Here is a 25,145-nt window from a genome sequence, read left to right on the forward strand (position 1 = left end):
CGCGTCACTTCGAGTCAGCGAGTTCGTGTTCGCGGTCGCGCACCTCGGCGCTCTCTTCGACCGCGGTCGTCAGCGAGACGTTGAGCGACAGCATCGAGCCGACGCCGCCGACGATGGTGACGGCGTTTTTCACCGCGTGGTCGAGGACCGCGGCGGCGAGCGCGGCGGCGGGCGTGACCGGCGCGAGCGCGGCCATGAACACCGTGAAGGCGATTTCGTAGAGGCCGACGCCGCCGGGCGAGAGCGGAAGCACCTTCGCGAGGTTGCCGACGCTCACGGCGAAAAACGAGACGCCGACGAGCACGACGGGGTCGATGTCGACGCCGAGCGCGAGCAGGACGACGACCGCGGTCACCACGTCGACGGTCCAGATGGCGAGGCTCGTCAGACCGACGCGGCCGAAGGCGGCGCGGTTGCCGGCGACCGCCTGCAAGTCGGAGACGAACTGCTCGATGACGCCCGCGACGAGTTCGACGTAGGAGTCAGACGAGAACCGGCCGACGAACGCCCGGACGACGTTCCGGTCCGCGCGGGCCGACAGCGCGATGCCGAGGACGCCGAGGATGGCGACGACGCCGACGCCGGTGGCGACGTAGGCGACGGTGCGCACGTCGTCGGCCGACACGTCGACCGAGCCACCGCTCACGCCGGTCGCGAGCACGGTGGCGATGTCGTCGAGGCCGCCGGTCGCCGCGAGGCCGACGAGGACGACGCCCGCGAGCCCCGCGATGGTGAGCAGGTCGAAGACGCGCTCGACCGCCAGCGACGCGAAGCCCGAGGGGTACGGGATGTTCCGGCGCGCCTTCACGACGTAGGCGCGCACGGCGTCGCCCGCGCGGGCGGGGAACACGAGGTTCCCGGTCTGACTGATGAATATCGCCCCCGTGAGGAAGCCCGCCTTCTCGCGGTAGCCGAGTTCGCGGAGGATGTCGCGGTAGCGAATCCCCCGGAGCGGCCACGAGACGACGTAGATAATCGCGGCGGCCGCGACGAGCGCGGGGTCGGCGTCGCCGAGCACCGAGATGACCTCCGAGGGGTCGATGTACAGCGTCATCAGCGCGAGTGCGAAGACGGTCAAAAGCAGGCCGGCGACGATGGTCACCCGGCGGGTGATGCGCGGCCGGACCGTGAGCTGCCACCACGTCCGGAGAATCTGGCTTCCCATCCCGAGGACGTCGCGGACGAGGTCGACTTTCGTGTCGCCTTTCGGCTCCCAATCGACGGGGAACTCGGCGACTCGGAAGCCCGCGCGCTGCGCCCGGACGAGCATCTCCGTGTCCCAAAACCAGTGGTCGTCTTCCACGTCGTCTCGGAGCGCCTCGAACGTCTCGCGGCTGAACGCCTTGAAGCCGCACTGGTGGTCTCGGAGGTCGGAGCGGAGGAACAGGCGGACGAGGCCGTTGTAGACGCGGCTCGGCACGCCGCGTTTCGGCGGGCGGTCGGCGACGCGGTCGGGCATCCAGCGCGACCCGGTCGCGGCGTCGTACTCGCCGGAGCGGACGCGCTCGACCAGCTCTTCGAGGTGGCGCATGTCCGTGGCGAGGTCCGTGTCGAAGTAGACGAGCGTGCCGCCGTGGGCGGCCTCGAAGGCGCGTTCGAGCGCACCGCCGCGGCCGAGGCGGTCGTCGCTGTGGTAGTGGCGAATCCGGTCGTCCTCGGCGGCCAGCCGGTCGGCTATCGCCGGCGTCTCGTCGTCGCAGCCGTCTTCGGCCACGATGACCTCGAAGGCGTCGGCGGGGAGGAACGATTCGAGCGTCTCGACGGTGACGCGGACCGTGTTCTCGATGGTCCGCGCCTCGTTGTAGGCGGGGAGGACAACGCTCACTTCGACGCCGGCCGCGGTTGCGGCGGTCGGGCGTCGTTCTGTCGGGCGACCCATTGTCGTCGTATGGCCGCTATCCGCGTATGAATTTTCTGTCTTGGAGTCGGTACGCTCCGCTTAGACGGAAGTTCGGAGCGCTCGCGCGTTCGACGGCGTGCCGGTCTCCCCCGACTGTCTCCCCGTTGATGTGTCCGCGTCGCGTGGCTGTTAGGCGACTGTACCTGCGACGGCGCGGTGGGGCCTCCCCGAGGGCTCGTTTTTGGGGGAAATCGCAAGACTGCGACGTGTTAAGCTCCCGTACCAAACCCCTGATAGGCGTCTCGTCTCTCTGTGTAGGTATGAGCACGACCGCCTCCGCCGCCGCGGTCGAGGGCGAAGCCCCCGACACCAAACCCAGCCTCTCGGAGAAACAGCGCCGCATCCTCGACTACCTCCGCTCGAACGCCGGCGCGAAGACGTACTTCAAATCCCGCCTCATCGCCGACGACCTCGACCTCTCCGCGAAGGAGGTCGGCGCGAACATGCGTCCCATCCTCGACGGCGACTTCGACGTGACCGTCGAGAAGTGGGGCTACTCCTCCGGCACGACGTGGAAGGTGACCGTCTGAGCCCCCGCTGACGCTTCACTCTGCCCCGCCGCACGCCGTCTCCGGCGTGCACCCCGGCGCGTCCTCCCTCGCGCCACCACGCACGGAACGCCGTCGTCTCCCACCCCACGTCGTTCCATCCCTGTTTTTTCGGGTTTTTTCGCGTCCCAGCGCCGCCGCTGAATGTTCTGGTTCCGAATCGACGGAGCAGCGCCGGCACCGACTCCCGGCCCGGTCAGGGGTCGAAGCGGATGAGTTCGGCCGCGTCGTCAGCGAACGCCGCGGCGTCGGAGCCGAAGGAGTCGGCGTAGCGAATCAGCAGCGTGATAACCGTCTCAGGGTTGCGGACCGCGTAGCCGTCCTCGCGCGAGAGGAGGCCCACGGCGTCGAGTTCCTTCGCGTAGGTGCTCACCGTCGCCCGCGAGACGCCCAGTCGGGCGGCGAGTTCGCTCCCCGTCGCCGCGGGGTCGCGAAGCAGGTGGACGAGCATCCCGCGCGGCGTGTCGCGGCGCAGGTAGCCGAGGGTGACCTGCTCGAACTCCGAGAACCGGCCCGCGGGGAAAAACCGCTTGTAGTCGCCGTCGCGGCTGACTTCGAGGGTGTCGTCGTCGACGAGGTTCCGAAGGTGGTACTGCGTCTCGCCGGTTCCCAACTGGAGGTCGTCGCGGACCTTCGAGAAGTGCGCGCCGGGCGTCGACGCGACGTAGCCGACGATGGCGTCCCGCGCGTCGCTCGACCCCGACGAGTCGTCCTCGCCGTCGTCGCCGCCCCCGAGGCCCACGAGCGGCGTGGCGGCCCCGAGCGCGGCGAATCGACGGAGGGTCGCGCGCTTGTCTTCGTCTACCCGGCGGTTCGACATCTACCTCCACATACGAGACGGCGCGAAGAAAAGGGCTTCGGCGTGTACACCCGTCCGAATCCGGGACGGTCAGTCGATGCGACTATTCGAGGTCCTTCTCGAAGGACATCTCGCTTTCGTCGTCGTCGGCCTCGTCGGCGGCCGGTTGGCCGTTGCCCGCGGAGTTCGCGTCCGCCGAGCCGTCGGTCGCGGCCGCGTCCCCTGCGCCCTCGCTTTCCGCGACGACCTCGTCGGACGACTTGATGGGCTGTTCGTCCTCGTCGGCCTCGGCGATGACCTCGTCGGGCGACTTGATGTCGTTGACCTCCGCGCCGGCCTTGATGGCCTCGGCCTCCTGTTCGAGCTGTTCGACGTTCATCTCCGCGGCTTGGTCTATCTGGCCGAGGATCTCCTCGATGTCGTCGAGGCCGATGAGCTCGCGGGTCTCCTCGTCGAACTGCTTGCTGGAGAGGCCCTCCATGTCCTGTACGTCGGAGCCGGTGAGCTGTTTGCCGTAGCGGCCCACGAGCGAGGTGAGCTCCTGCGGGAGGACGAACGTCGTCGACTCGCCCTGTCCGATGCGTTCGAGCGTCTCCATGCCTTTGTCGATGATGGCGCGCTCGCCCATCGACTCGGCGGACTTCGCGCGGAGCACCGTCGAGATGGCGTCACCCTGCGCTTCGAGAATCTGCGACTGCTTTTCACCCTGCGCGCGGATGATGTTCGACTGCTTTTCACCCTCGGCCTGCTCGACGGCGGAGCGGCGCTCACCCTGCGCTTCGAGAATCATGGCGCGGCGGCGGCGCTCGGCGGAGGTCTGCTGCTCCATCGCCTGCTGCACGTCGGCGCTGGGGTTGACCTCGCGGACCTCGACGGACTCCACGCGGACGCCCCACTCGTCGGTCGGCTCGTCGAGCTCCTTGCGGATGCGGGCGTTGATTTCCTGGCGCTTGTTGAGCGTGTCGTCGAGTTCCATGTCCCCGAGGACCGCCCGGAGCGTCGTCTGGGCGAGGTTGGAGACGGCGCGCTTGTAGTCGTCGACTTCGAGGAACGCCTTCTTCGCGTCCATCACCTTGATGTAGACGACCGCGTCGGCCGTGACCGGCGAGTTGTCGCGCGTGATGGCTTCCTGCCGGGGCACGTCGAGCGTCTGGGTCCGCATGTCGAACGCGTAGGTCCGAGAGACGAACGGCGGGATGAAGTTGATACCCGGTTCGAGGAGCCGTCGGAACTCACCGAACACCGTGAGCGCCTTCTTCTCGTAGGCGTCCACGATTTCGACCATCTGGTACACCGTCACGATGGCGAGGACGAGCACGAGGAGGCCGACGACGACGCCTCCGATACCCAGCCCCGCTTGGAGGGCAAGTAGGTCCATACGCCCGCCTTGGGTTGGAAGAATGATAAGTATTCGTGTGATACGGGCGTCACGTCGGACGGTTTCGGGGCTGACGGGGCGTCAGATGGCGGTTCGGGTCGGTGGCGGTTCGGGCCGACCGCGGCGTCGTGGCCGGCGGTCAGACGCCTTCCGTGCCCTCGCGTTCGAGTTCTTCTTCGTCTCGCTCCGCGGACTCCTCGTGCCGCCGCGCCCGTTCGCGGGCGAGTTCGCGGTCGATTTCGTCCTCGCCGGGACCGACTCCCTCGACGGTCACGACGTTGCCGCCGCCGGGGTCGACGACGATGACCTCGGTTCCCGCCTCCAGTTCGCCGTGGACCGACCGGGCGGCGTAGTAGGGGTTGAAGCCGCCCTCGTCGAGTTTGACCTCGCCGCTGGTCGGCGTGACGCGCTCCGTGACGCGCCCCATCTTGCCCGTCAGCGCGTCCGAGTCGCTCGTCTTCCCTTCTCCCTTCCCGCCGTAGATATCGAGCTCTCGGTAGCCGTAGAGCGCGAGCGCGCCGAAGACGAAGACGAGCAGCCCGAGAATAATCGGGCTTGCCAGCGGTGCGATGAGGAGACCGGCCAGCCCCGCCGCGAGGAGGGCCACGCCGAGGACGACGAAGTGCGCGCCGGGGGCGATGGCCTCCGCGAGCGACAGGCCGAGCCCCGCGAGCACGAGCAACAGCGGGAGCGTCTCGGGACTGACGAGACCGGTCTGTAACGGGAGCGGCGGGTATGCCATACCGGGTCTAGGGCCGTCGCCCGATTAAGGATTGAGGGTCGAACGCGGCGCGCGTTCGACGCGCCGGATTCGGTCGCGCTCAGTCGTCGCCGTTCGGGTCGGTCGAGACGGCGTCGTCGTGGACGAACGCCACGGTGTCCTCGTTGGTCGGCTGGACGAGGACGGTCCCCGTGGTCGCGTTCGTCGGCACGGTGAAGACGGTCCAGACGTGCGCGTCATCGCCCGGGGCGAACAGCCCGCCGTTGTCGAAGCCGGTCGCGTTCGACAGCGGTTGGTGCCCGTATCTGACGCCGTCCGATTCGAACACGAGCGCCGACTGCGACAGGGTTCCGGGCGAGTCGCCGGTGGCCGTCGCGTTGAAGCCGACGACGACGAACCGCTCTCCCTCCGGCGGGGCGTACGTCTGATTGCCGACCCGAAGCGTGTCGGTCGTTTGGGCGTTCCACCGGGCGACCACGTCGGCCGAGTCGGCGCTCGCACTCGACAGGGCGGAGACGGAGACGCCGTGGTCGCCCCCGGAACCGCCGCCGCTCGACCCGCCGAGTCCGTCCAGCATCGGCCCGAGCACGGCGACGGAGCCGAGCGCGAGGACGAGCAAGAGGACGGCGACGACGACGACGCGAACGCTCGGCGGCGACCCGGATTTCAGGTCGTCGACCGACGACGGAAGCCTGTCGCGGAGCGACCCCGCCGAGGAATCGCCGCCACCGCCGTCACCGCTATTGCCGCCGTTATCGCCGTCACCACCACCGGCGTCGCCACGGCCGTCGATGAGCCCGGCGAGTCGCTCGCGGACGGCGGCTATCGGGAGCGACGCCAACGCGTCTTCCACGGGTTCGGGCAGGTCGAACGGCAGGCCGAACTCGACCTCGGCGGTCTCGAACACGTCGCCGTCGGTGTACTGCTTGACGGTCTGTTCGAGGCCCTCGTCGGCGACGGTCTCGCCGAGTTCGTCGCGGTCGAACAGCGTCACGTCGTGGTTCGTGGCGAACCCGCGGACCGCGTCAGCGAACTCGCCCTGCGTGGCGACGACGACGGTGTCGACGCCGCGCTTTTTCGCGTGCGCGACGAAGCCCTTGATGTGCTCGGTTTCGACGGTCGTCTCGACGGTCGGGAGCACGAGCATGAGTCCCTTCGTGCCGTCGCCGCGCTGGCCCTGCACGAGGTATCTCCCCTCGCCGCGGGGCTGGGCGTTCGTCTGCCAGTTCCGCTGCGTCCAGAGGTCCGAGAGAAAGCGGACGAACTTCGTCGGTTCGAGTTCGACGAGTCTCGTCACTGTTCGCGTCCCTCCGGGCCGTCGGGGGCGGGTCGTCGGTCGTGTCCGCGTCGTCGGTCGTGTGTCATCTTGTCGTCTGGGTGTTCGTCGGCGTCGCGGCCGCCGTGCGGCCGGTTCGGTGCGAAGCACGCGACGGCCGGGAGGGATATCGTCGCCACCGTGGGGTCGCCACCGCGGGTGGGTCCGTCGCGGGCGCGGGCGGCGCGACCACCGGCGTCGGAACCCGGCGTGCCGCGGAGCGCACCGACGCGGCGACCACCACGGGAGGTGTGCGGACTGCGCGACTCAACTCGGCTGGGCCGGGGAGTTGGCGGTGGTTCCCCTCGGGGTCACATAAATCAACAGTCCCGATTATCAAAACGGAAAGTCGGACGGCGGAAGCCGGCTCTCACAGTGGGTCGCGGTCTGCGTCCGGCGGGTCGCTCAGAACGCGCCCGGGTACACGGTGACGACGATGAGTCCGACCGCGAGAAGGACGCCGAGCAGGACGAACACGATGTTCTCCGCCCGCGGCGACTCGGGTTCGATGGGAAGCTGTTCGAACTCGGGCTCGTCGTCGATGATGCCGTCGGGGCCGACGTCGTCGACGCCGAAGCGCCACTCGCCGTCGCCGTCGCCATCGCCGTCACCGTCGCGGTCGTCGTCGGCCTCGGGAGAGGGTGCGCGGGACATCGACTCGTGCGTAGGCGTCGCGGCGGGAAAGGGCTACCGCACTCCTACCGGCTGTCGCGGTCGTGGTTGATGACGTCGCCCTCGTAGACGATGCCGCGCTCGGCGTGGAGCGTGACGGTCGCGCCCTGCGCGATGGTCTTCGGCAGCGGCGCGCCCGAGACCATCGGGATGTCGAGTTCGCGCGCGACGAGCGCCGGGTAGCCGGTCATGCCCGCGCGGGCGTCGACGATGCCGGCGAGCTTGTCGGCGTCGCCGTCGAACTCGCCGTCGAACTCGGACGACAGCGCGAGAACCGCGCCCTCGGGGACGTCCGTGAGGTCGCCGTCCTCGGTGCGGTAGAGGGGGCCGGCGACGCGGCCGCCGACGATTTTCCGGCCCGTGGCGACGGGCTCGGCGGCGACGTGGACCTTGAGCATGTTCGTCGTATTCGTCCCTTCGAGCTCCGTCATCATGCCGGAGAGGACGACGATGGTGTCGCCGGACTCCGCGACGCCGGCGTCGAGCGCGGCGGTGACGGCGTCGTCCATGACGCCCTCGACGCTCGGGCTGTAATCGGCGTACTGCGCCGAGACGCCCCACGAGACGGCGAGCTGGCGGCGCGTCCGGTCGTTCGGCGTGACGGCGACGACGGGCACGCCGGGGCGGAACTTCGCGGTCTTCCGGGCGGTGTAGCCGGACTCGGAGACGGCGACGACGGCCGCGGCGTTCACGTCGCGGGCGAGGTAGCGCGCCGAGCGGGCGAGCGCCTCGGTGCGGGAGCCCTCGTCGGCGGTCGGGACGCGCTGTTCTTGGCTCTCGTCGTACTCGGGGCTGGCTTCGACTTCCTTGACGATGCGGGACATCGTCTCGACGACGCGGACGGGGTGGTCACCGACTGCGGTCTCGCCGGAGAGCATCACGGCGTCGGTGCCGTCGAGGACGGCGTTGGCCACGTCGGACGCCTCCGCGCGGGTCGGGCGGCGCGAGCGGACCATCGAGTCGAGCATCTCGGTCGCGGTGATGACCGGTACGCCCGCGGCCTGCGCTTTGCGGATGGTGCGCTTCTGGATGATGGGCACCTCTTCGAGGGGGCACTCGACGCCGAGGTCGCCGCGGGCGACCATCACGCCGTGGGCCGCCTGGATGATTTCGTCGAGGTTGTCGACCGCGCCGGCGCGCTCGATTTTGGCGATGATGGGAATCTCCGCGCCGAGGTTCTCGAGGGTGTCGCTGATGGTGTAGACGTCCTCCGCGTCGCGGATGAACGAGGCGGCGACGTAGTCGACTTCCTTCTCGGCGGCGAGCTTCAGGTTCTCGTAGTCGGAGTCGGTGATGAGGTCGATATCGAGGTCGACGCCGGGGACGTTCACGCCCTTGCGCGAGCTGAGCTCCCCGCCGGAGACGATGGTCGCGTGGACCGAATCGTCCTCGACGTACTCGACGGTGGCCTCGATGCGGCCGTCGTCGAGGAGGATGGTGTCGCCGGCCTCCGCGGCGGTGATGGAGTACGACAGGCCGACGGCCTCGGGCGTGGCCTCGTCGCCCTCGTAGAAGCGGACCTCGCTTCCGGTTTCGAGGTAGATGTCCTCGTCGATGTCGGCGGTTCGGACTTCGGGGCCTTGCAGGTCGAGCATGGCCGCGAGCGGTTCGTCGGTCGCGTCGTCGACGGCGCGGATGCTGTCGATGACGTCGGACCGGTGTTCGACGTTGCCGTGGCTCGCGTTCATCCGGGCGACGCTCATGCCGGCGTCGGCGAGCCCGCGAATCGTCTCTCGGTCGAACGACGCGGGACCGAGGGTGCAGACGATTTTTGCGTTTCTCATGGCGTCGCCTACGAGTGACTGATAAAAAAGCCCGATGATGAACTCGGTGCCGAGTAACGGGTTCGCATACGTACTCTCTATAGTTCGCCCGTCGAACTGACCGCTCGGGCGGCCTCACGGAACTATAATGGTCGTTTGATAAATTCCTCCGTCGTATCTGACGTATCCCGGGTCGCGGAACTCGTTTCTGTCCGTTCCTTTCCGGAGCGTCACGGGCTCGCCCCCGAGCGCCTGCCGGAACGCAGACTGTTGGTCCGGGGCGAGGTTCTGGTACGAGACGGCCCCCTCGCCCTGCGGGAGGTCGTCGACTCGGGTGACGCTCAGCCTCGCCGTCCCGCTTCCGCCGCCGAGACAGCCCGTCGAGAGGACGAGCGCCGCGGCGAGCAACACGCTGACTCGCATGGACGGCGCTCCAGCGCCGCCGCTCAAATCGGCTCCGGTCTCGGGGCGGGATTCGAGCGCCGAACGCCGGCTCAGTCGGAGACGGTCGTCCGGTAGATGTCGCCGTCGTACCGAACGTAGCCGGGGTCGACGAACTCGTTTCGCGCCGATTCGTTCGGTAGCGCCACCGGCTCGCCGGTCGAGACGGCCTCCGCGAACGTCTCGCGCTGGTCGGGGTCGAGGTTGCCGAAGGCGACCGCGCCCTGTCCCTGCGGGAGTTCGTCCACGCGCTCGACGGTCAGGGTGCCCGCGCCGCCGCCGGTGACCGCGGCGACGACGCCCGCGAACACCGCGAGCGCGACGACGATTCCGACCGCTTCCCGTCTTCCGATTCGCATGGCCGACGCTCGGGGGTCGGCGCAGTTAGGCGCTGTGGTCCGCGTCTGCCACGAGGACGGTATCGGCAGCGACACGGCGCGTCGAAAAAATCGGGTCGCGGTCGGTCGCGTATCGGGTCGGAACGGCCGTCTACTGCACCTTCGTGCCGGGGACGGCGTCGCCGTGGGTCGTCAGGATGTCGGCCTCGTCGCCCGCGGCCAACAGCATCCCGTTGGACTCGACGCCGAACAGTTCGGCCTTTTCGAGGTTGGCGACGATGACGACCTTCGAGCCGGAAAGCGAATCGAGGTCGTGAAGCTGCTTGATGCCGGCGACGATTTGGCGCTCTTCGACGCCGATGTCGACGGTGAGCTTGGCGAGTTTGTCCGCGCCGTCGATGCCCTCGGCGGCGACGATTTCGCCCACGCGGATGTCGAGTTCTTGGAACTCCTCGAAGCTGATTCGGTCGTCCGCGATGGGTTCTAAGTCGATGTCGGCGTCGGTGTCGGTGTCAGCGTCCATATCCTCCTCGGCGTCCCCGTCGGACTCGTCGCTTTCGGATTCCGTCTCGGCCACGCGCGCTTCGAGCTTCTCGTTGAGCTCTTCGACGCGCTCGTCTTCGATTTTCTCGAACAGCGCCTCGGGCTCACCGAAGGACGCCGGCGGGGCCTCGAAGGCGTCGTCGACGCCGGTGTCGGCCACCGAGCCGTCTTCACCGAGCTGTTCCCAGAGCGCCTGCATCTTTTCCGGCGCGACGGGGAAGAACAGCACGGCGATGGCCTTCGCGATTTGGACGCAGTCGCGGATGACCTGCGCCGCGGCCTCGGGGTCCTCGTCGGTGAGCTTCCACGGCTCGTTGCGCTGGATGTACTCGTTGCCGAACTGCGCGAGGCGAACGGCGGCGTTGCCGGACTTCCGGACCGAGTAGTCGTTGATGCCGGCTTCGAACTCGTCGATGGCCTCCTCGATGCGGGCTTCGACTTCCTCGGACACCTCCGCGTCCGGCGTCCCCTCGAAGTTGCGGTACGCGAACAGCATCGACCGGTAGAGGAAGTTGCCGACCGTGCCGACGAGTTCGCTGTTCACGCGGTCTTTGAACTTCGACCACGAGAAGTCCACGTCCTGCTGGAAGCCGCCGTTGGTGGCGAGGTAGTACCGAAGCAGGTCGGGGTGGAAGCCCTCGTCGAGGTACTCGTCGGCCCAGACGGCGCGGTTGCGCGAGGTGGAAAAGCCCTTGCCGTTGAGCGTGATGAAGCCGGAGGCCATGACCGCACGCGGTTCGACGTAGCCCGCGCCGCGGAGCATCGCCGGCCAGAACACGGTGTGGTGCTGGATGATGTCGCGGCCGATAATGTGGACGATGTCTCCCGCGTCCTTCCACGCGGCCTCCCAGTCGAAGGTGTCGGCGCCGACGCGCTCCGTGTACTGCTTGGTCGAGGAGACGTACTCGACGGGGGCGTCGACCCAGACGTACAGGACGAGGTCGGAGGTGTCGGACGGCGACGAACTGCCGTCCGACTCGTCGCCCTCGTCACGCCCAGACTCCGTCTGGTCTGCCTCCGAATCCTCGGCGGGTTCGGAGACGCCCGGGTAGTCGATGCCCCAGTCCATGTCGCGGGTGATACACCAGTCTTGCAGTTCGCCCTCGATCCACTCGCGGGGCTGGTTCCGGGCGTTCGAGGTGCCTTCGAGGCGGTCGATGAACTCTTGCAGGTAGTCTTGGAGGTCGGAGACGGCGAAGAACTTGTGCTCGCGCTCGCGGTACTCCGCGGGGTTGCCGGTGAGCGTCGAGGTCGGGTCTTCGATTTCGCCGGGTTCGAGGTGGCGGCCGCAGCCCTCGTCGCACTCGTCGCCGCGGGCGTGCGCGCCGCAGTACGGACACGCGCCCTCGACGAAGCGGTCGGGGAGCCACTGGTCCGCGTCGGGGTCGTAGGCGACCGGAATCTCCTTCTCGTAGACGTAGCCCTCGGCTTCGAGCGTGCGGACGATTTCCTGCGTCAGTTCGGTGTTCGTCTCGTCGTGGGTGTGGCCGTAGTTGTCGAACTCGATGTTGAAGCGGGGGAACGTCGCCTCGTACTTCTCGTGGTGGCGGAGCGCGAACTCCTCGGGCGTGACGCCCTCCTTCTCGGCGTTGACGGCGACGGGGGTACCGTGCATGTCCGACCCGCTGACGAAGGCCGTCTGCTGGCCGAGTGTTCGCAGCGAGCGACTGTATATGTCGCCGCCGACGTACGTTCTGAGGTGGCCGATGTGGAGGTCGCCGTTCGCGTACGGCAGTCCACACGTCACCACCGCTGGGTTCTCCGTGGGGAAGTCCTCGTGACTCATATATGTCGTGTATCTCGGAAGCGGGCCTAAAGCCCGCCGCTTCGGATGCGTCTGTCTGGCGGTGCGATTCTGCCCCGAGGTTCGCCGGGTCCGACCGTCGTCTCACGTTACCGAGGCGACGATTGGAGGCGGGTCCACCCGCGGCTAAAAGGGAGCGCGCATACGCATGTTGTCGGGGAGACCCGTCGCGGTCACACCGGTACTGAAGCCGAGCGGGCGTATAAATTGTTGGGACGCTCCGGCAACGCTCGGTGTGCTCGGGACGCTTGGGGGCTCGCCCCTCGCCCCAATCAGAGGAACGCCAGCGCGGCCTCGATGCCGATGACGGTCACGACGAGTCGGCCGCAGGAGCCGACGAACGTCGCGGCGGCGAACTTGAGGTAGTCGTCTTCGAGGACTGAAAACGCGTAAATCGAGAGCGTGTCGGGAAAGCCCGGCACGCAGAGCGCGGCCGCGAGCCCGGCGAAGCCCCAGTTCTGTGCGATTTGGACGGCCTTGCGCTCGGTCCAGCCCATCACGTCGACGGGCAACCGTTCGAGCGCCCGCTCGACGTAGCCCGACTCCTTCGTCTGGCGGCCGATGTGGAACGCGAAGACGCTCCCGGCGGCCTTGCCCGCGCCGCTGACGAGGATGATGACCGCCAGCTTCGCGCCGTGGGAGAGGCCGAGGTCGAGCGGCGCGGCGAGGACGATTTCGCTCACGCCCGGGAGGGCGAAGGCGATGAGAAACGAGTAGGCGAAGATGATGACTAGCCCGACCCAGCCGGTGGCCGTCTCGACGAGCGACGAGAGCCACGAGAAGTCGGGGTACAGACTGAGCGTCAGGTCTGCGAGCGATGCGAACGCGGTGAGGGACACACGAGAGGGTCGAAGCCAGTCGGTTGTAAGTTTTCAGGTTCGGACCGGTCAGTTACGCGCCGGTCCCGACCGGAGGTCGTCGAGGTCCGAGAGGAACGCCCGGAGCGACTCGCGGGAGACGTGCGGCATACAGACGATGCGGAGTTCGCCGCTCGCGGTCCGCGAGATGCGCCAGCCGAGGTCGCGGAGCGACTCGAACTGCTCGTCGGGGACGCTCGCGGCGACGAGCGGGAGTTCGGGTTCGACGGCGTCGTAGCCGCGGGCGCGGAGTTCGTCGTAGAGCCAGTCGGCGTTCGCCTGCTGGCGCTCGTAGGCGTCGCGGTAGCCGTCGGGCCAGAGTTCGCGCATCGCGGCGGCCGCGGAGGCGACGCCCGCGCCGCTTCGGGTCCCGGTGAGACTCGCCTGCGAGGCGGATTCGAGGTACGGCGTATCCACCGCCAGCGAGTCCACGACCGACTTGTCGCGGAACAGCAGGCCGCCGGCGGGGACGACCGCCTGCCCGTACTTGTGGGGGTCGATGGTCATCGAGTCGACCGGCGCGTGGGCGAACGACCACTCGTGGTCGGTGAAGGGGAGAACGAAGCCGCCCCACGCGGCGTCGACGTGCATCAGCGCGCCGGCGTCGTGGGCGACCGTCGTCAACTCGGGAATCGGGTCGACGCGGCCGAACTCGGTCGTGCCGGCGACGCCGGCGACGAGGACGGTGTGGTCGTCGACCGCCTCGCGGACGGCCGCGACGTTCGCGCGGTAGTCGTCGTCGACGGGGGCGATTCGGAGCTCCACGTCGAGCACGTCGGCGGCCTTCTGGAAGCTGAAATGGATGCTCTCGGGAGCGACGACGTTCGGGTCGTCGTCGCGGGCGTGGTTTCGCGCGGCTCGGATGGCCTGGATGTTGGCTTCGGTCCCGCCGCTCGTCACGTAGCCGTGGGTGGCCGAGAGGCCGGTAATCTCGCCGAGGTACGAGAGTGCGTCTTCTTCGAGGGCGGCGACGGCCTGATAGGTCGCCGGGTCGCCGGGGTTGGTGGCAAAGAACCGCTCTGCGGCCTTTCGGGCGGCCGGGTGCGGTCGGGTACACATCGAAGAGAGGACGCGGTCGAACTCCTGCGGTGCCGCGCGCTGCATGCATCCCACTATACCCACGCCCAGTATATCGGTTCCGCTCCGGTGCGCCGCGTCGCCCAGCCGACGGCCACCGCTACTGGGTCGAGAAAAGGCGGAACGCGGGTGGTCGGCCCTCGACTTCGACGGACCTCAGCGGACCGAGTCGAGGAGGAGTCGCTGTTCGACGCGCTTGACCTCGTGTTGCACGTCGCGGACGGCGTCGATGTTGGCCGAGATGGAGCTGACGCCCTTGTCGACGAGGAACTGGACCATCTTGGGCTTCGAGCCGGCCTGCCCGCAGATGCTCGTCTTCACGCCGACCTCGCGACACGTCTCGATGGTGTCGCCGATGAGTTTGAGCACCGCCGGGTGCAGTTCGTCGTAGATGTCGGCGACGTGCTCGTTGTTGCGGTCCACCGCGAGGGTGTACTGCGTCAGGTCGTTCGTGCCGAAGGAGGCGAAGTCGATGCCGGCGTCGGCCAGTTCTTCGATGCAGAGCGCCGCCGCGGGCGTCTCTATCATGACGCCCCACTCGCGCTTTTCGGGGTCGATGCCGGCCTCGCGCATGTGCTCTTTCGCCCGCAGCACGTCCTCCGCGTCGTTGACGAGCGGGAACATGACTTCGAGGTTGTCGTAGCCCATGTCGAACAGGCGGCGGAACGCTTGCAGTTCGAGGCGGAACACGCTCGGGTTGTCGAGGCCGCGGCGGATACCGCGGTAACCGAGCATCGGGTTGTGCTCGCGCGGCTCGTTTTCGCCGCCCTCCAGCTGTCGGAACTCGTCCGTCGGCGCGTCGAGGGTGCGGACGCGGACCGGCCGCGGGTAGAACTCCTCTGCGGCCTCGCGGACGCCCGAGACGATTTCGTCCACGTAGGCGCGCTCGCCGTTCTGCTCGATGAACCGCTCGGGGGTCTTGCCGAGCGTCAGAACCATGTGCTCGATGCGGAGCAGGCCGACGCCGTCAGCGCCCGTGGCGGCCGCGCGCTCGGCCGCTTCGGGGATGGAGACGTTGACCTTGACCTCGGTCGCGGTCATCGGCTTGACGGGCGTCTTGGGGCGGGCCTCCTCGACGGGCTGGCGCTGTTTCTCCTCGGGCTCTTCGCCCTCGCGGACGGTTCCCTTGTCGCCGTCGATGGTGACGACCTCGCCGTCTTCGAGGGTCTTCGTCCCGTCGCCGGTGCCGACCACCGCGGGCACGCCGAGTTCGCGGGAGACGATAGCCGCGTGGGAGGTCATCCCGCCCTCGTCGGTGACGATGCCGGCGGCGCGCTTCATCGCGGGCACCATGTCCGGCATGGTCATCTCGGTGACGATGATGTCGCCCTCGGCCACTTGGTCGAGGTGGTCGAGTTTGGTGACGATGCGGGCGCGGCCGGAGGCGATGCCGGGGCTCGCGCCGAGGCCGCGGATGAGCACGTCGTCGCCGGTCGCGGTCGCCCGCGAACTCCCGCCGCTGTCGTCTTCGCTTTCGGTTTCCTCGCCGTCGTCGCCCTCCGCGATGGTCGTAATCGGGCGCGACTGGAGCATGTACACCTCGCCGTCGTAGACGGCCCACTCCACGTCCTGCGGCTTCTCGTAGTGGTCTTCGACCAACTCGCCGAGTTCGAGCAGGCGGGACACCTCGTCGTCGGTCAGGACGCGCTCGTGCCGGCGACCGTTCGGCACGTCGCGCATGACGGTCTCGCCGCTTTCCTCGTCGCGGACGCACATCGTCTTCTTGTCCGCGATGGTCGCCGTTTCGACCTCGCCGCTCTCGCGGCTGACAACGTAGTTGTCGGGCGAGACGGTGCCGGAGACGACGGCCTCGCCGAGCCCCCACGCGGCCTCGATGATAATCTCCTTCTTGCCGGTCGAGGGGTGGCGGGTGAACATCACGCCGGACTTCTCGGCGTCGACCATCTGCTGGACGACTACCGCGATATCGACCTTGTCGTGGGGGAATCCCTTCCGGTTGCGGTAGTAGATGGCGCGCTCGGAGAACAGCGAGGCCCAACACTCCTTGACGCGGTCGAGGAGGTCCTCCTCGGTGACGTTCAGGAACGTCTCCTGTTGGCCCGCGAAGGAGGCGTCCGGCAGGTCCTCGGCCGTCGCGGACGACCGGACGGCGACGAAGGCGTCGCCCTCGCCGACGCTCCGGTAGGCGTCGAGAATCTCTTCCCGCACGTCGTCCGGCATCGGCGTCTCCATGATGAGGTCGTGCGCCGCCTCGTGGGCCGCCTGGAGCGCCGCGGAGTCCTCGTGGTCGACCTCGACCGCGGCGAACAGCTCGTCGTCGATGCCCGCGTCCTCGATGAACGCGCGGTACGTGCTCGCCGTCACGACGAATCCCGGCGGCACGGGAAGCCCCGCACCCGTGAGTTCACCCAGCGACGCGCCTTTCCCGCCGACCAGGTCGAGGTCGTCGGCCCGTACGTCGTCCAGCCAGACTACAGCCATGTGATGTTCGTATGGTCCCGCACCCCGATAAAGAAGTTTGCGAACGAAACAAGTATGAATGAAAACTCACTCGAAGCCGAGTATGAAATTGCGGCGACGGCGCGGAGACGCCCGGTTTTAGGACTCTCTGCGCTCCCGCCCGTGTTCCTCGCAGAGCACCTCGCCGGCGTCGGGGTCGAGGTAGAACGGCGACCCGGCTTCGACCGGCGTCCCGCAGACGGCACAGCCGTCGTCGTGGCGGAGGAAGTACTTCCCCTCGTCGCGGCCCGTCTCCAGTCGTCCGGCGGCGACGGCCGGCCGGGTCAGTCCCTCGCCGATTTGGGTGCGCTCGGCGCTGTCGGCCTCCTCGAATCGGATCGGTCGCATACCGTCGCTTGTGCCGCCGGCGGCAAATCCCTACGGGCAGCGAGGGGTTCATAACCGCTCGTCACTTGGGTGCTAGCGTGCTTCCGGAGTGGGTCTTTCTGCTCCCGCCGTGGCTCGTCGTCGGCCTCGCGGCGGGCGCGGTCGCCTCCGTCGTCGTCGCCGGCGTGTTCGTCGTCGGCGGCCGTGTGTTCCCGGAGCAGCAGGTCTCTCGCGGCCCCCGCGTCGACGGAACGGGTCGCCGTCGCGTCGAAATCCGCGACTACCTCAGCTCCATCGACGAGCGGTTCGTCGAGGACCGCCCGGTCCGCGGCGAGACGGTGGCGTTTTTCCTCCCCGACCGCGGCGTCGCCATCACCTTCGACGCGCAGGCGTTCTTCCGCCTCGAACGCGCCGGCGTCTACGCCGTCCTCTGCGAACACGAGATGCCCGGCGGTCAGCTCGGTCGCCGCCTCCCCTTCGACGTGCCGGACGTCGAGCCCGAACTGGCCGACCTCGACGACCCGGTGTCGGCCGCGTTCGACCGCCTCGACCTCCCCGCGACCGCCTCCTCCGAGGCCGTTCAGGACGCCTATCGAGCGCGAGTGAAGGACGTGCATCCCGACCACGGCGGCGACCGAGAGCGGTTCCGCGAGCTACGGGAGGCGTACACGATGGCGCGAGAACACGCCGAGGGCTGAGAATTCGACTGCGAGAAAAACCGAACCCGGCGCGGAGCTACGGCTCCGTCACTTCGAACAGCACGCCCGCGTCGCGGAGCGCGTCGGTCACGCGCCCGGCGGTGTCGGTGCTGGCGACGACCGCGGCGTCGAGGCCGCGGGCCGCGGCGTCGGCGGCGACCTCGCCCGGCGCGAACCACGTCCGCACGTCGACCGACGCGTGGCGGCAGGCGACGACGGCCTCGACGCCCGCGGCGACGACGATGTCGGCGTCGTCGCACGCCGCCGCGAGCGCGTCCGAATCGACCGCGTCGGACTCGGCAAGTCGCGCCGGCGGCACTTGCAGCACGCGGACCGAACCGGGTTCCATCTCGATGACGCCCTCGAAGCCGGTGACGCTGGCCGCGCCGCCCGCCTCGGCGTCGGTGGTGGCGACGCCGATGGCCGGGCCGTCGTCGCCGGGCGTGGCGTGGAGCAGTCCCTCGCGGAGCGACAGCGTCACGGTGTCGCCGGCCGCCACGTCCTCGGTGACGATTGCGGCGTCCTCGTTGACGCTCTCCAGCACGTCGTCGGTGACGTGTTCAGCGAACCGCTGGAGGGCGCGAGCCTCCTGAAACAGCCAGTCGACCCCCTCTTTCGTCACGCGGTAGCGCGACCGGCCCTGCTTTTCGACGAGCCCGTCTTCGACGAGGTCGCGGATGTACTCGGAGACCGCCTGACTCGTCACCCCGACCGCCTCGGCGATTTCGCCTTGGCTCACCGCCGGCTGTCGGTCGGCTATCTCGGCGAGGATGCGAAACCGGGTCGCGGTGCGCTTGTCCTCCAGTGCGCCGCTCATGTGCCGAAGGTGGGACGCACCGACTAAAAAGGCCCCTGCTCCACCACGCGGTTCGACCGCCCGCTCGCAGGCCCTCGGCGCGGCGCGCGCCTCCGGTGGTGATTTGTCTCCGCCGACCCTCCACTCGGCCGTGACCAGCGTCTCCGTCCGCGAGCGCGCCATCTTTCTCCCCGACGCCGACGCGCTCGTCCTCGCGGACCTCCACGTCGGCCGAGCCGACGCCTCGGCGGTCGATTTCCCGCTCGGCGAGGGGACCGACCTCGCGGCGCGCCTGCGAGCCTACTGCGCCGAGTTCGACCCCCGCGAAGTCGTCTTCGCAGGCGACGTGCTCCACCGGTTCGACCGCGTCTCGGAGCGCCACGTCGCGGCCCTCGAAACCCTCGCGGAGACCTGCGACGACGCCGGTGCCGACCCGGTGTTCGTCGCCGGCAACCACGACACGATGCTCGCGGAGGTCTGGTCGGGCGACGTACACGACGAGTACCGCCTCGCCGACGGAACGCTCGTCTGCCACGGCCACCGCGAACCCGACGGCGACGCCGACCGCTACGTCGTCGGCCACGACCACCCGACGTTCGCCGTCGAGGGCTGCCGGCGGCCCTGTGTCCTCTACGGCCCCGACGCCTACCGCAGCGGCGACGTGCTGATGTTGCCGGCGTTCACCCGTCTCGCCGCGGGCGTCGAAGTAAACGGGATGCGAGGGGCCGACTTCGACTCGCCGCTGGTGCGCGAGGCGGATCGCTTCCGGCCGCTCGTCCGCGATGCGGAGGCGGCCGACACCCTCACGTTCCCGCCGCTGGGGAAGCTTCGACGGTTGCTCTGACTGTCGAAGTAGGCGGTGAATAGAAAAACGACGTGAGGCGCGCGATTACGACAGGTCGTCGCGGACGGCGTCGGCCGCTTCCTTGCCGCTCCGCATCGCGCCCTGAATCGACGACCACGCGGTGTAGTCGCCGGCGAGGTACGCGCGACCGGGTGCGTCGCGGGCGTCGGGCAGGGACTCGTGGACGCCCGGCTGCTGGGCGAACTGCGCGAAGGAGATGTAGTCGGTGTGGAGCAGTTCGAGGTCGTCGAAGTAGCGCTCGGGGTACCACGCTTCGAGCGTCCGGCGGGTCTTTTCGAACAGCGCTTCCTCGGAGTCGTCCTGCGCGGCCGCGCCGAGGAACGTCGCGTTCAGGAGTTCTCTGCCCGGCGGGGCGTACTCCGGCGCGACCGTCGACAGCGGGACGACCGTGTTGGGGTCGGGACTCGGCGCGTTGAGCATGATGCGCTTGCCCGCGTCGAGTCCGCTCCCGCTCGGGAGCGTGTAGTACTGGGTGACACAGCCGTGGGCCTCGGTCGGAATCGACCCGACGCCGGTCAGCCGGCGCGCCTCCTTGGGGTCGGTGGCGACGACGACCGCGTCGGCTTCGAGCGACTCGCGGCCCGTGGTGACGACCGCGCCGTCGCCGCGGGATTCGACCGATTCCACGCGCTCGCCGAGGCGGAACGTCGCGCCCTCGTCGCGGGCGGCGTCGGCAAGCTGTTCGGGAACCGCCCCCATCCCCGCCGCGGGGACCGCGGTGCTTCCCGTCGAGAGCATCTTGAAGGTGTACTCGAACACCCGCTTCGACGACGAGAGCGAGCGGTCGAGCGTGATGCCGCCGTAGAACGGCGCGACGAAGTGCTCGATGTAGTCCTCGGAGAAGCCCCAGTCGCGGAGGTACGACCGGATGCTCCGGTCGGCGGCGGCGAAGATTTCGTCCTCGTCGCGGGTGCTCACGTCGTGTCTGAGCGCCAGCGTCCGGAGCTTGTCGCTCGTCGTCACCTCGGGGTTGCGGACGGACTCGAACAGGCTCCCGATGTCGCGAAGGGGGTCGGAGAGCACCGCGCGCCTGCTCGGTCGGCAGATGGTCGCGCCGGGCGTGAACCGCCGGAGGTCCAGCGCGTCGAGGTCGAGTTCCCGCCGGACCGCGGGGTAGTCGGTGAAGAGGACCTGAAACCCGCGGTCGAGCGTGAAGCCGTCTTTCGTCCGGGTGCGGACCCGCCCGCCGACGTCGTCGCGCCGCTCCACGACGGTCACGTCGGCCCCGTCGGCGGCGAGGTGTCGCGCGGCGACGAGGCCCGCGAGGCCCGCGCCGACGACCGCGATGTGGCTATCGTCCATACCACGTCTCTCGGACGGGCGACACAAAGCCGCTACGGGTGGCGGCCATCGACCGACGGGAAGGGCTTAGTCCCTCCCCCCGTAAGCCCCGGCCATGCAGACGTCCGACAGCTTCTCCGGGCTGGTGTGCACGGAGACCGGCGACGAGTACGACGCGGCCGCGACCGGCCCGAGCGACGCCGACGCGCCGCTCGACCCCGCCTACGACCTCGATGCGGTCGAGTGGGACGCCGAGACGCTCGCCGAGCGCCCCTTCGACACGATGTGGCGCTACCGCGAACTGCTCCCCTTCGCGGAGCCGGTGACGGCAAACGAGGGCGCGACGCCCCTCGTCGCGGCCGACGCGCTCGCCGAGGAGGCCGAGGTCGGTTCGCTCCTCATCAAGGACGAGGGCCGCAACCCGACCGGAACGTTCCTCGACCGCGGCTTCTCGCTCGCCGTCACCGCCGCGCGCGAGGCCGACGCCGAGGTCGTCGCGCACGCCTCGCCCGGCAACGGCGCGCAGTCGGCGGCCTCCTACGCGGGCCTCGTGGACGCTCGCTCCTACGGCTTCGTCCCCTCGCGGACGCCGTTCCCGAACAAAGCCATGGTGAACGTCCACGGCGGCCAGATGAAGGTCGTCGGCGGGCGCTACCCCGACGCCCTCTCGGCGCTCCACGAACAGCTCAAAAGCGACTGGTACACCCTACAGGAGTTCGACAACCCCTACCGCCACGACGGCGCGAAGACCATCGCCTACGAGGTCGCAGAGCGCCTCGACTGGTCGGTCCCCGACTGGGTCGTCGTCCCCGTCTCGACCGGCGAACTCGCCTACGGCGTCTACAAGGGCTTTTCCGACCTCGTCGAACTCGGATTGGTCGAGTCGATGCCCAAGCTCGTCGCGGCGCAGTCGGTCGGTTGCTCGCCCGTCGCCACCGCGTGGGAGGCCGACAGCGACACTCACGAGGCGTGGAACCAGCCGGACACCATCGTCGGTGAACTGGAGATTCCCGACCCCACGGGCGGGTCGCTCGCGCTCCGCGCCGTCCGCGAGTCCGGCGGCGCGGCCGTCGCCGTCAGCGACGACGACGCGCTCGAATCCGCCGTCACCGCGGCCCAGACCGCGGGCGTCGAAGTCGGTCCCGCGGGCGGCGTCGCGCTCGCCGGCGCGTGGGAACTCGCGGACGAGTTCGACGAAGACGACACGGTCGTCGTCGTCAACACCGAATCCGGGACGAAGAACGCCGACATCCTCCGCAGCCACCTGATGGGACAGGGCGTCTGAGCGCCCGATTCGGTCGACTGGTCTCCCGCTCGAACCCTCTCGTTACCTCCATCAGACTTTTACTTTAGACGCATCTAATCCGTGGTATGTTGAGCGACGTGATGGAGGACTATCTGAAGGCTATCTACACGCTCCAGATGGAGCAGGGACCGCCGGTTTCGACCTCCGACATCGCGGAGTATCTCGGGAAAACGCCGCCGACCGTGACGAGCATGGTCGGCAAGCTCGAAGAGCGCGGGCTGGTCGACCGCGAGAAGTACAAGGGCGTCGAACTGACCGCGGAGGGCGAGACGGTCGCGCTCGAAGTGCTCCGACACCACCGCCTCTTGGAGGCGTACCTCACCGAACACCTCGACTACTCGTGGAGCGAGGTCCACGACGAGGCCGACGCGCTCGAACACCACATCAGCGAGGAGTTCGAAAAGCGGGTCGCGGCCGCCCTCGGTGAACCCGAGGTCGACCCCCACGGCGACCCCATCCCGAGCGCCGACCTCACGCCCCCGGACTCCTCGGGGCTGTCGGCGCTCTCCGACTGCGAGGTGGGCGACCGCCTCGTCGTCGCCCGCGTCAGCGACCGCGACCCCGCGGAGCTGGAGTATCTCTCCGAGGCGGGCGTCACGCCCGGCACGACCATCGAAGTGACCGATATCGCCCCCTTCGGGATGGTGACGGTCCTCGTCGGCGACGGCGGCCGCGAGCAGAGCCTCCCGGAGTCGGTGGCCCGAACGATTCGCGTCCGACCGCCCGACGAGCCGAGTAACGAGGAGGTGTCGCCCGCGTGACCGGCTGGTGGGAGATTCTCGTCGTCGCGCTCGTCACCCAGCTTGCGGTGCTGCCGGGCGAGAAGGTCCAGTTCATCATCGCGGGGCTGTCGACCCGCTTCGACCCGAAGGTCGTCGTCGCGGCCGCGGGCTCGGCGTTCGCCATCTGGACGGCGCTCGAAATCCTGCTCGGACAGGCGCTCAAGAACGCGCTCCCGCCGGCCGCGCTCGACGCCATCACCGCCGTCCTGTTCGCCACGTTCGCGGTGTTGCTCTACCGCTCCGCGCCCGACGCGTCCGCGGAGAGCGAGGCCGCGACCACCGACGGCGGGGTCTCCGGCCTCGACGACGCGCCGACCGTGTTCGGCCGCGAGCTGTCGACGCAGGGATTCGGCGGTTTCCTCCCCATCTTCGCCATGATGGCCGCCGGCGAGTTCGGTGACAAGACCCAGCTCGTCACCATCGGGCTGGCCGTGCAGTACGGCGCGACCTCGGCCATCTGGGCGGGCGAGATGCTCGCTATCATCCCGGTGAGCATCGCCAACGCGTACTTCTTCCACCGGTTTTCCCACCGGTTCGACACGCGCAAGGCGTACCTCGGCGCGGCCGGCCTGTTCGCCTTCTTCGCCGCCGACACTCTCCTCTCCCTTGCCACCGGATTCTCCGTCTGGGAGACGCTCGTCGGCACCGCCAGCGACGCCGTCCTCGCGCTGTTCTGACCGGCCGCGCGCGCCCCTCGCCGGCCACGACCTCCGCACCGTCGCTTCCGCGCCATTTTTCACGGTATCGCGCCCAAAGGAGAGCCATGTCTACCCTTCTCCCGTCTCTGGGTGCCGGGCTGGTGTTCGGGCTGGCGCTCGCCGCGCCGCCCGGCCCGATGAACGCCGTCATCGCCGAGGAGAGCGTCGTCCGCGGGTGGACCGCGGGCGCTCGCGCCGGCCTCGGCGCGATGAGCGCCGACGCGCTGTTTTTCGTTCTCGCGGCGCTCGGCCTCGTCGCGTTCGTCGAGCAGTTCCCGACGGCGCAGGCCGTCATGGTCGGTGTCGGCGGCGTCCTCATGCTCTACTTCGCCTACGGCGCGGTACAGGAGATGGACACCACGTTCCGCGAGGCCGCCGACCCCGACGAGGACAGCGCGGGCTTCACGAAGGCGTTCGTGCTCGCGCTGACGAACCCCTACCAGATTCTGTTCTGGCTCACCATCGGCGTCGGTCTCTTGGAGACCGGCACCGTCGACGTGCTCGCCCACACGCCGTATCTCGGGGCGTCGCTGGCGAACCTCCTCATCGTGGAGACGGGAAGCCCGGCGCTCATCCTCGGCTTCTTCGGCGGCATCGCGGTCTGGGTGACCGGCTTCCCCGCGGCGCTCGTCGCGGCCGAACAGCGCGTCGACTCCTTCGCGCCGGCCGTCGCCGCCGTCAGCGCCGTCGTCCTCGGCGGCTTCGGCGTCGTCTTCATCTGGGACGCGGTGCGGTCGCTCGTGCTCTGACGCGCGGAAAAATGGGGCCTCGGGTCGCTACATATCGTCGACGATGTCGTCGGCAATCGTGTTCAGGTAGTTGCTGTGGTCGTCGCCGACCTGTTCCTCCACGTCGTGGTCGGTGTAGTTCGCGGGCGGCGTGTCGCCGTCTTCGAGACCCGTCTCGCCGAGGGCCTGGTCGAACTCGATGGCGTTGTACACCCACTGGAGCACGTCGTCGGCCTGGTTGTAGTAGTTGTGAACGTGACCGGTCCGGTCGCGGATGGCCTCGTAGGTAGCCCGTCCCTCTTCCTCGCCGGGGACCTCGTTGTCGGTCGCGGCCCCGAACGGGTGGACGGTCGCCACTTCGTGGCTCGGGTCGGTCCAGTCGCTTCGGCCGTCGAGGGTGCGGAGGGCGCTGAAGACCACCTGTGCGCCGAGCGAATGGCTGGCGAACCGGAGGGTCGCGTCCGGACAGGTCGTCTTGAGGTCGACGGCGAACTGTGCGAGCTTGCGGCCGTTCGCTTGGGCGATGTCCTGCGATTCGCCCCAGCCGTAATCCAGGCCACCGCCCTTGTCGTTGTCCCACGTGTAGCCGACGACCGTGCCGCCGTAGCCGGCGGCGTCGAGTTCGGCGTCGGCCGTCGCTATCTTGTCGAGGGCGGCCGCTTCGGGGTCGTCGCCGTCTTTGTCCCAGCCGTGGACGAACACGGTCAGGTCTGCGGCGCACCCGGCGTCGACGCCGGGCACGTCGCCGGAGGTGTCGTAGCCGCGGGCGGTGTGACCGGACGCGAGCGAGCCGTCGTCGTCGAAGTGGTCGCGCGTCGAGACGTAGGGGACCGACGCGGCGGCCGCGGGGCCGCTTCCGAGGGCCGTGAGTCCGGAGAGCGCTGCTGCTGTCGTCGCGAGAAACTGCCGTCTACGTGCCATGAGTTATCTACCCACTCGTCTGTGGGCACCTTTTCTGCGAGTCGAAATATATTAAATCAAACTACGGTATGCTACGTTGAGATATTGTCCCAACGGTCACCCGAAACCGGACGACTGTCCCGCGGTC

The 25,145-nt window shown here is 68.9% G+C and carries 24 protein-coding genes; 7 read left to right on the forward strand and 17 right to left on the reverse strand.

Annotated elements, in window-relative coordinates:
• Positions 1–4 precede the first annotated feature (4 nt).
• Positions 5–1,879: a flippase domain-containing glycosyltransferase AglD gene (gene aglD / locus E4P24_RS04365; RefSeq protein ID WP_006600572.1), complete on the reverse strand. Its 1,875-nt coding sequence runs from the start codon at positions 1,877–1,879 to the stop codon at positions 5–7.
• A gap of 281 nt (positions 1,880–2,160) precedes the next feature.
• Here aglD and E4P24_RS04370 point away from each other — a divergent pair, with 281 nt between their 5' ends.
• On the forward strand, positions 2,161–2,430 hold the full coding sequence (locus E4P24_RS04370) for a hypothetical protein (RefSeq protein WP_004044137.1): 270 nt from the start codon (positions 2,161–2,163) through the stop codon (positions 2,428–2,430).
• Between the two features lie 214 nt (positions 2,431–2,644).
• Here E4P24_RS04370 and E4P24_RS04375 read toward each other — a convergent pair whose 3' ends face one another.
• The 13 genes from E4P24_RS04375 to E4P24_RS04435 form a co-directional block, all read right to left on the reverse strand.
• On the reverse strand, positions 2,645–3,268 hold the full coding sequence (locus E4P24_RS04375) for a MarR family transcriptional regulator (protein ID WP_004064346.1): 624 nt from the start codon (positions 3,266–3,268) through the stop codon (positions 2,645–2,647).
• A gap of 82 nt (positions 3,269–3,350) precedes the next feature.
• The gene (locus tag E4P24_RS04380) at positions 3,351–4,625 is read right to left on the reverse strand and encodes an SPFH domain-containing protein (protein WP_115860257.1); all 1,275 of its coding nucleotides are present in this window, start codon (positions 4,623–4,625) and stop codon (positions 3,351–3,353) included.
• Between the two features lie 139 nt (positions 4,626–4,764).
• Entirely contained in the window at positions 4,765–5,367 is a 603-nt protein-coding gene (locus tag E4P24_RS04385; protein ID WP_004044134.1) for an NfeD family protein, read from the reverse strand.
• 79 nt (positions 5,368–5,446) lie between these two features.
• Positions 5,447–6,643: a restriction endonuclease gene (locus E4P24_RS04390; RefSeq protein ID WP_115860253.1), complete on the reverse strand. Its 1,197-nt coding sequence runs from the start codon at positions 6,641–6,643 to the stop codon at positions 5,447–5,449.
• Positions 6,644–7,066: 423 nt separating this feature from the next.
• Positions 7,067–7,315: a hypothetical protein gene (locus E4P24_RS04395; RefSeq protein ID WP_004064342.1), complete on the reverse strand. Its 249-nt coding sequence runs from the start codon at positions 7,313–7,315 to the stop codon at positions 7,067–7,069.
• A gap of 44 nt (positions 7,316–7,359) precedes the next feature.
• Positions 7,360–9,117, reverse strand: coding sequence for a pyruvate kinase (gene pyk / locus E4P24_RS04400; RefSeq protein ID WP_004044130.1), 1,758 nt, complete (start codon positions 9,115–9,117; stop codon positions 7,360–7,362).
• Between the two features lie 114 nt (positions 9,118–9,231).
• On the reverse strand, positions 9,232–9,519 hold the full coding sequence (locus E4P24_RS04405; RefSeq protein ID WP_115802290.1) for a hypothetical protein: 288 nt from the start codon (positions 9,517–9,519) through the stop codon (positions 9,232–9,234).
• 71 nt (positions 9,520–9,590) lie between these two features.
• Positions 9,591–9,896, reverse strand: a complete 306-nt coding sequence (locus E4P24_RS04410) for a hypothetical protein (RefSeq protein WP_004064339.1) — start codon at positions 9,894–9,896, stop codon at positions 9,591–9,593.
• 130 nt (positions 9,897–10,026) lie between these two features.
• Positions 10,027–12,204 (reverse strand): methionine--tRNA ligase, encoded by a 2,178-nt coding sequence (metG, locus tag E4P24_RS04415; RefSeq protein ID WP_188148167.1) that lies wholly within the window; start codon positions 12,202–12,204, stop codon positions 10,027–10,029.
• Positions 12,205–12,494: 290 nt separating this feature from the next.
• Positions 12,495–13,061 carry a YqaA family protein gene (locus E4P24_RS04420; RefSeq protein WP_004044126.1) on the reverse strand — a complete coding sequence of 189 codons (567 nt, stop codon included), beginning with the start codon at positions 13,059–13,061 and terminating at the stop codon, positions 12,495–12,497.
• 48 nt (positions 13,062–13,109) lie between these two features.
• The gene (gene mfnA / locus E4P24_RS04425) at positions 13,110–14,183 is read right to left on the reverse strand and encodes a tyrosine decarboxylase MfnA (RefSeq protein ID WP_188148168.1); all 1,074 of its coding nucleotides are present in this window, start codon (positions 14,181–14,183) and stop codon (positions 13,110–13,112) included.
• A 129-nt stretch (positions 14,184–14,312) separates the two neighbouring features.
• A complete protein-coding gene (ppsA, locus tag E4P24_RS04430) occupies positions 14,313–16,598 on the reverse strand; it encodes a phosphoenolpyruvate synthase (RefSeq protein WP_188148169.1) in 2,286 nt (761 codons plus the stop codon).
• Positions 16,599–16,715: 117 nt separating this feature from the next.
• Positions 16,716–16,964 carry a hypothetical protein gene (locus E4P24_RS04435; RefSeq protein ID WP_004064335.1) on the reverse strand — a complete coding sequence of 83 codons (249 nt, stop codon included), beginning with the start codon at positions 16,962–16,964 and terminating at the stop codon, positions 16,716–16,718.
• A 77-nt stretch (positions 16,965–17,041) separates the two neighbouring features.
• Here E4P24_RS04435 and E4P24_RS04440 point away from each other — a divergent pair, with 77 nt between their 5' ends.
• Positions 17,042–17,641 (forward strand): J domain-containing protein, encoded by a 600-nt coding sequence (locus E4P24_RS04440; RefSeq protein WP_004064334.1) that lies wholly within the window; start codon positions 17,042–17,044, stop codon positions 17,639–17,641.
• Between the two features lie 37 nt (positions 17,642–17,678).
• Here the strand turns inward: E4P24_RS04440 and E4P24_RS04445 are convergent, their stop codons facing one another.
• Positions 17,679–18,458, reverse strand: a complete 780-nt coding sequence (locus tag E4P24_RS04445) for a MarR family transcriptional regulator (RefSeq protein ID WP_115802294.1) — start codon at positions 18,456–18,458, stop codon at positions 17,679–17,681.
• 130 nt (positions 18,459–18,588) lie between these two features.
• Here E4P24_RS04445 and E4P24_RS04450 point away from each other — a divergent pair, with 130 nt between their 5' ends.
• Positions 18,589–19,281, forward strand: coding sequence for a metallophosphoesterase (locus E4P24_RS04450; RefSeq protein ID WP_188148170.1), 693 nt, complete (start codon positions 18,589–18,591; stop codon positions 19,279–19,281).
• 45 nt (positions 19,282–19,326) lie between these two features.
• Here the strand turns inward: E4P24_RS04450 and E4P24_RS04455 are convergent, their stop codons facing one another.
• On the reverse strand, positions 19,327–20,604 hold the full coding sequence (locus tag E4P24_RS04455; RefSeq protein ID WP_188148171.1) for an NAD(P)/FAD-dependent oxidoreductase: 1,278 nt from the start codon (positions 20,602–20,604) through the stop codon (positions 19,327–19,329).
• Between the two features lie 94 nt (positions 20,605–20,698).
• On the opposite strand from E4P24_RS04455, the gene E4P24_RS04460 reads away from it, so the two are divergent.
• The 4 genes from E4P24_RS04460 to E4P24_RS04475 all read left to right on the forward strand — a co-directional run bounded on the left by E4P24_RS04460 (position 20,699) and on the right by E4P24_RS04475 (position 24,118).
• On the forward strand, positions 20,699–21,868 hold the full coding sequence (locus E4P24_RS04460) for a threonine synthase (protein WP_115802297.1): 1,170 nt from the start codon (positions 20,699–20,701) through the stop codon (positions 21,866–21,868).
• A gap of 86 nt (positions 21,869–21,954) precedes the next feature.
• Positions 21,955–22,650, forward strand: coding sequence for a metal-dependent transcriptional regulator (locus tag E4P24_RS04465; protein WP_004064329.1), 696 nt, complete (start codon positions 21,955–21,957; stop codon positions 22,648–22,650).
• The gene (locus E4P24_RS04470; protein ID WP_004064328.1) at positions 22,647–23,348 is read left to right on the forward strand and encodes a TMEM165/GDT1 family protein; all 702 of its coding nucleotides are present in this window, start codon (positions 22,647–22,649) and stop codon (positions 23,346–23,348) included. The genes E4P24_RS04465 and E4P24_RS04470 overlap by 4 nt, the downstream gene beginning before the upstream one ends.
• Positions 23,349–23,470: 122 nt before the next feature.
• Positions 23,471–24,118: a LysE family translocator gene (locus tag E4P24_RS04475; protein WP_115802719.1), complete on the forward strand. Its 648-nt coding sequence runs from the start codon at positions 23,471–23,473 to the stop codon at positions 24,116–24,118.
• A 27-nt stretch (positions 24,119–24,145) separates the two neighbouring features.
• Here E4P24_RS04475 and E4P24_RS04480 read toward each other — a convergent pair whose 3' ends face one another.
• Positions 24,146–25,018 (reverse strand): alpha/beta hydrolase, encoded by an 873-nt coding sequence (locus E4P24_RS04480; RefSeq protein ID WP_008605968.1) that lies wholly within the window; start codon positions 25,016–25,018, stop codon positions 24,146–24,148.
• Positions 25,019–25,145 lie beyond the last annotated feature (127 nt).

This window comes from Haloferax sp. AS1 (genome assembly GCF_014530665.1).
GTDB classification, from domain to species: Archaea; Halobacteriota; Halobacteria; order Halobacteriales; family Haloferacaceae; genus Haloferax; species Haloferax volcanii.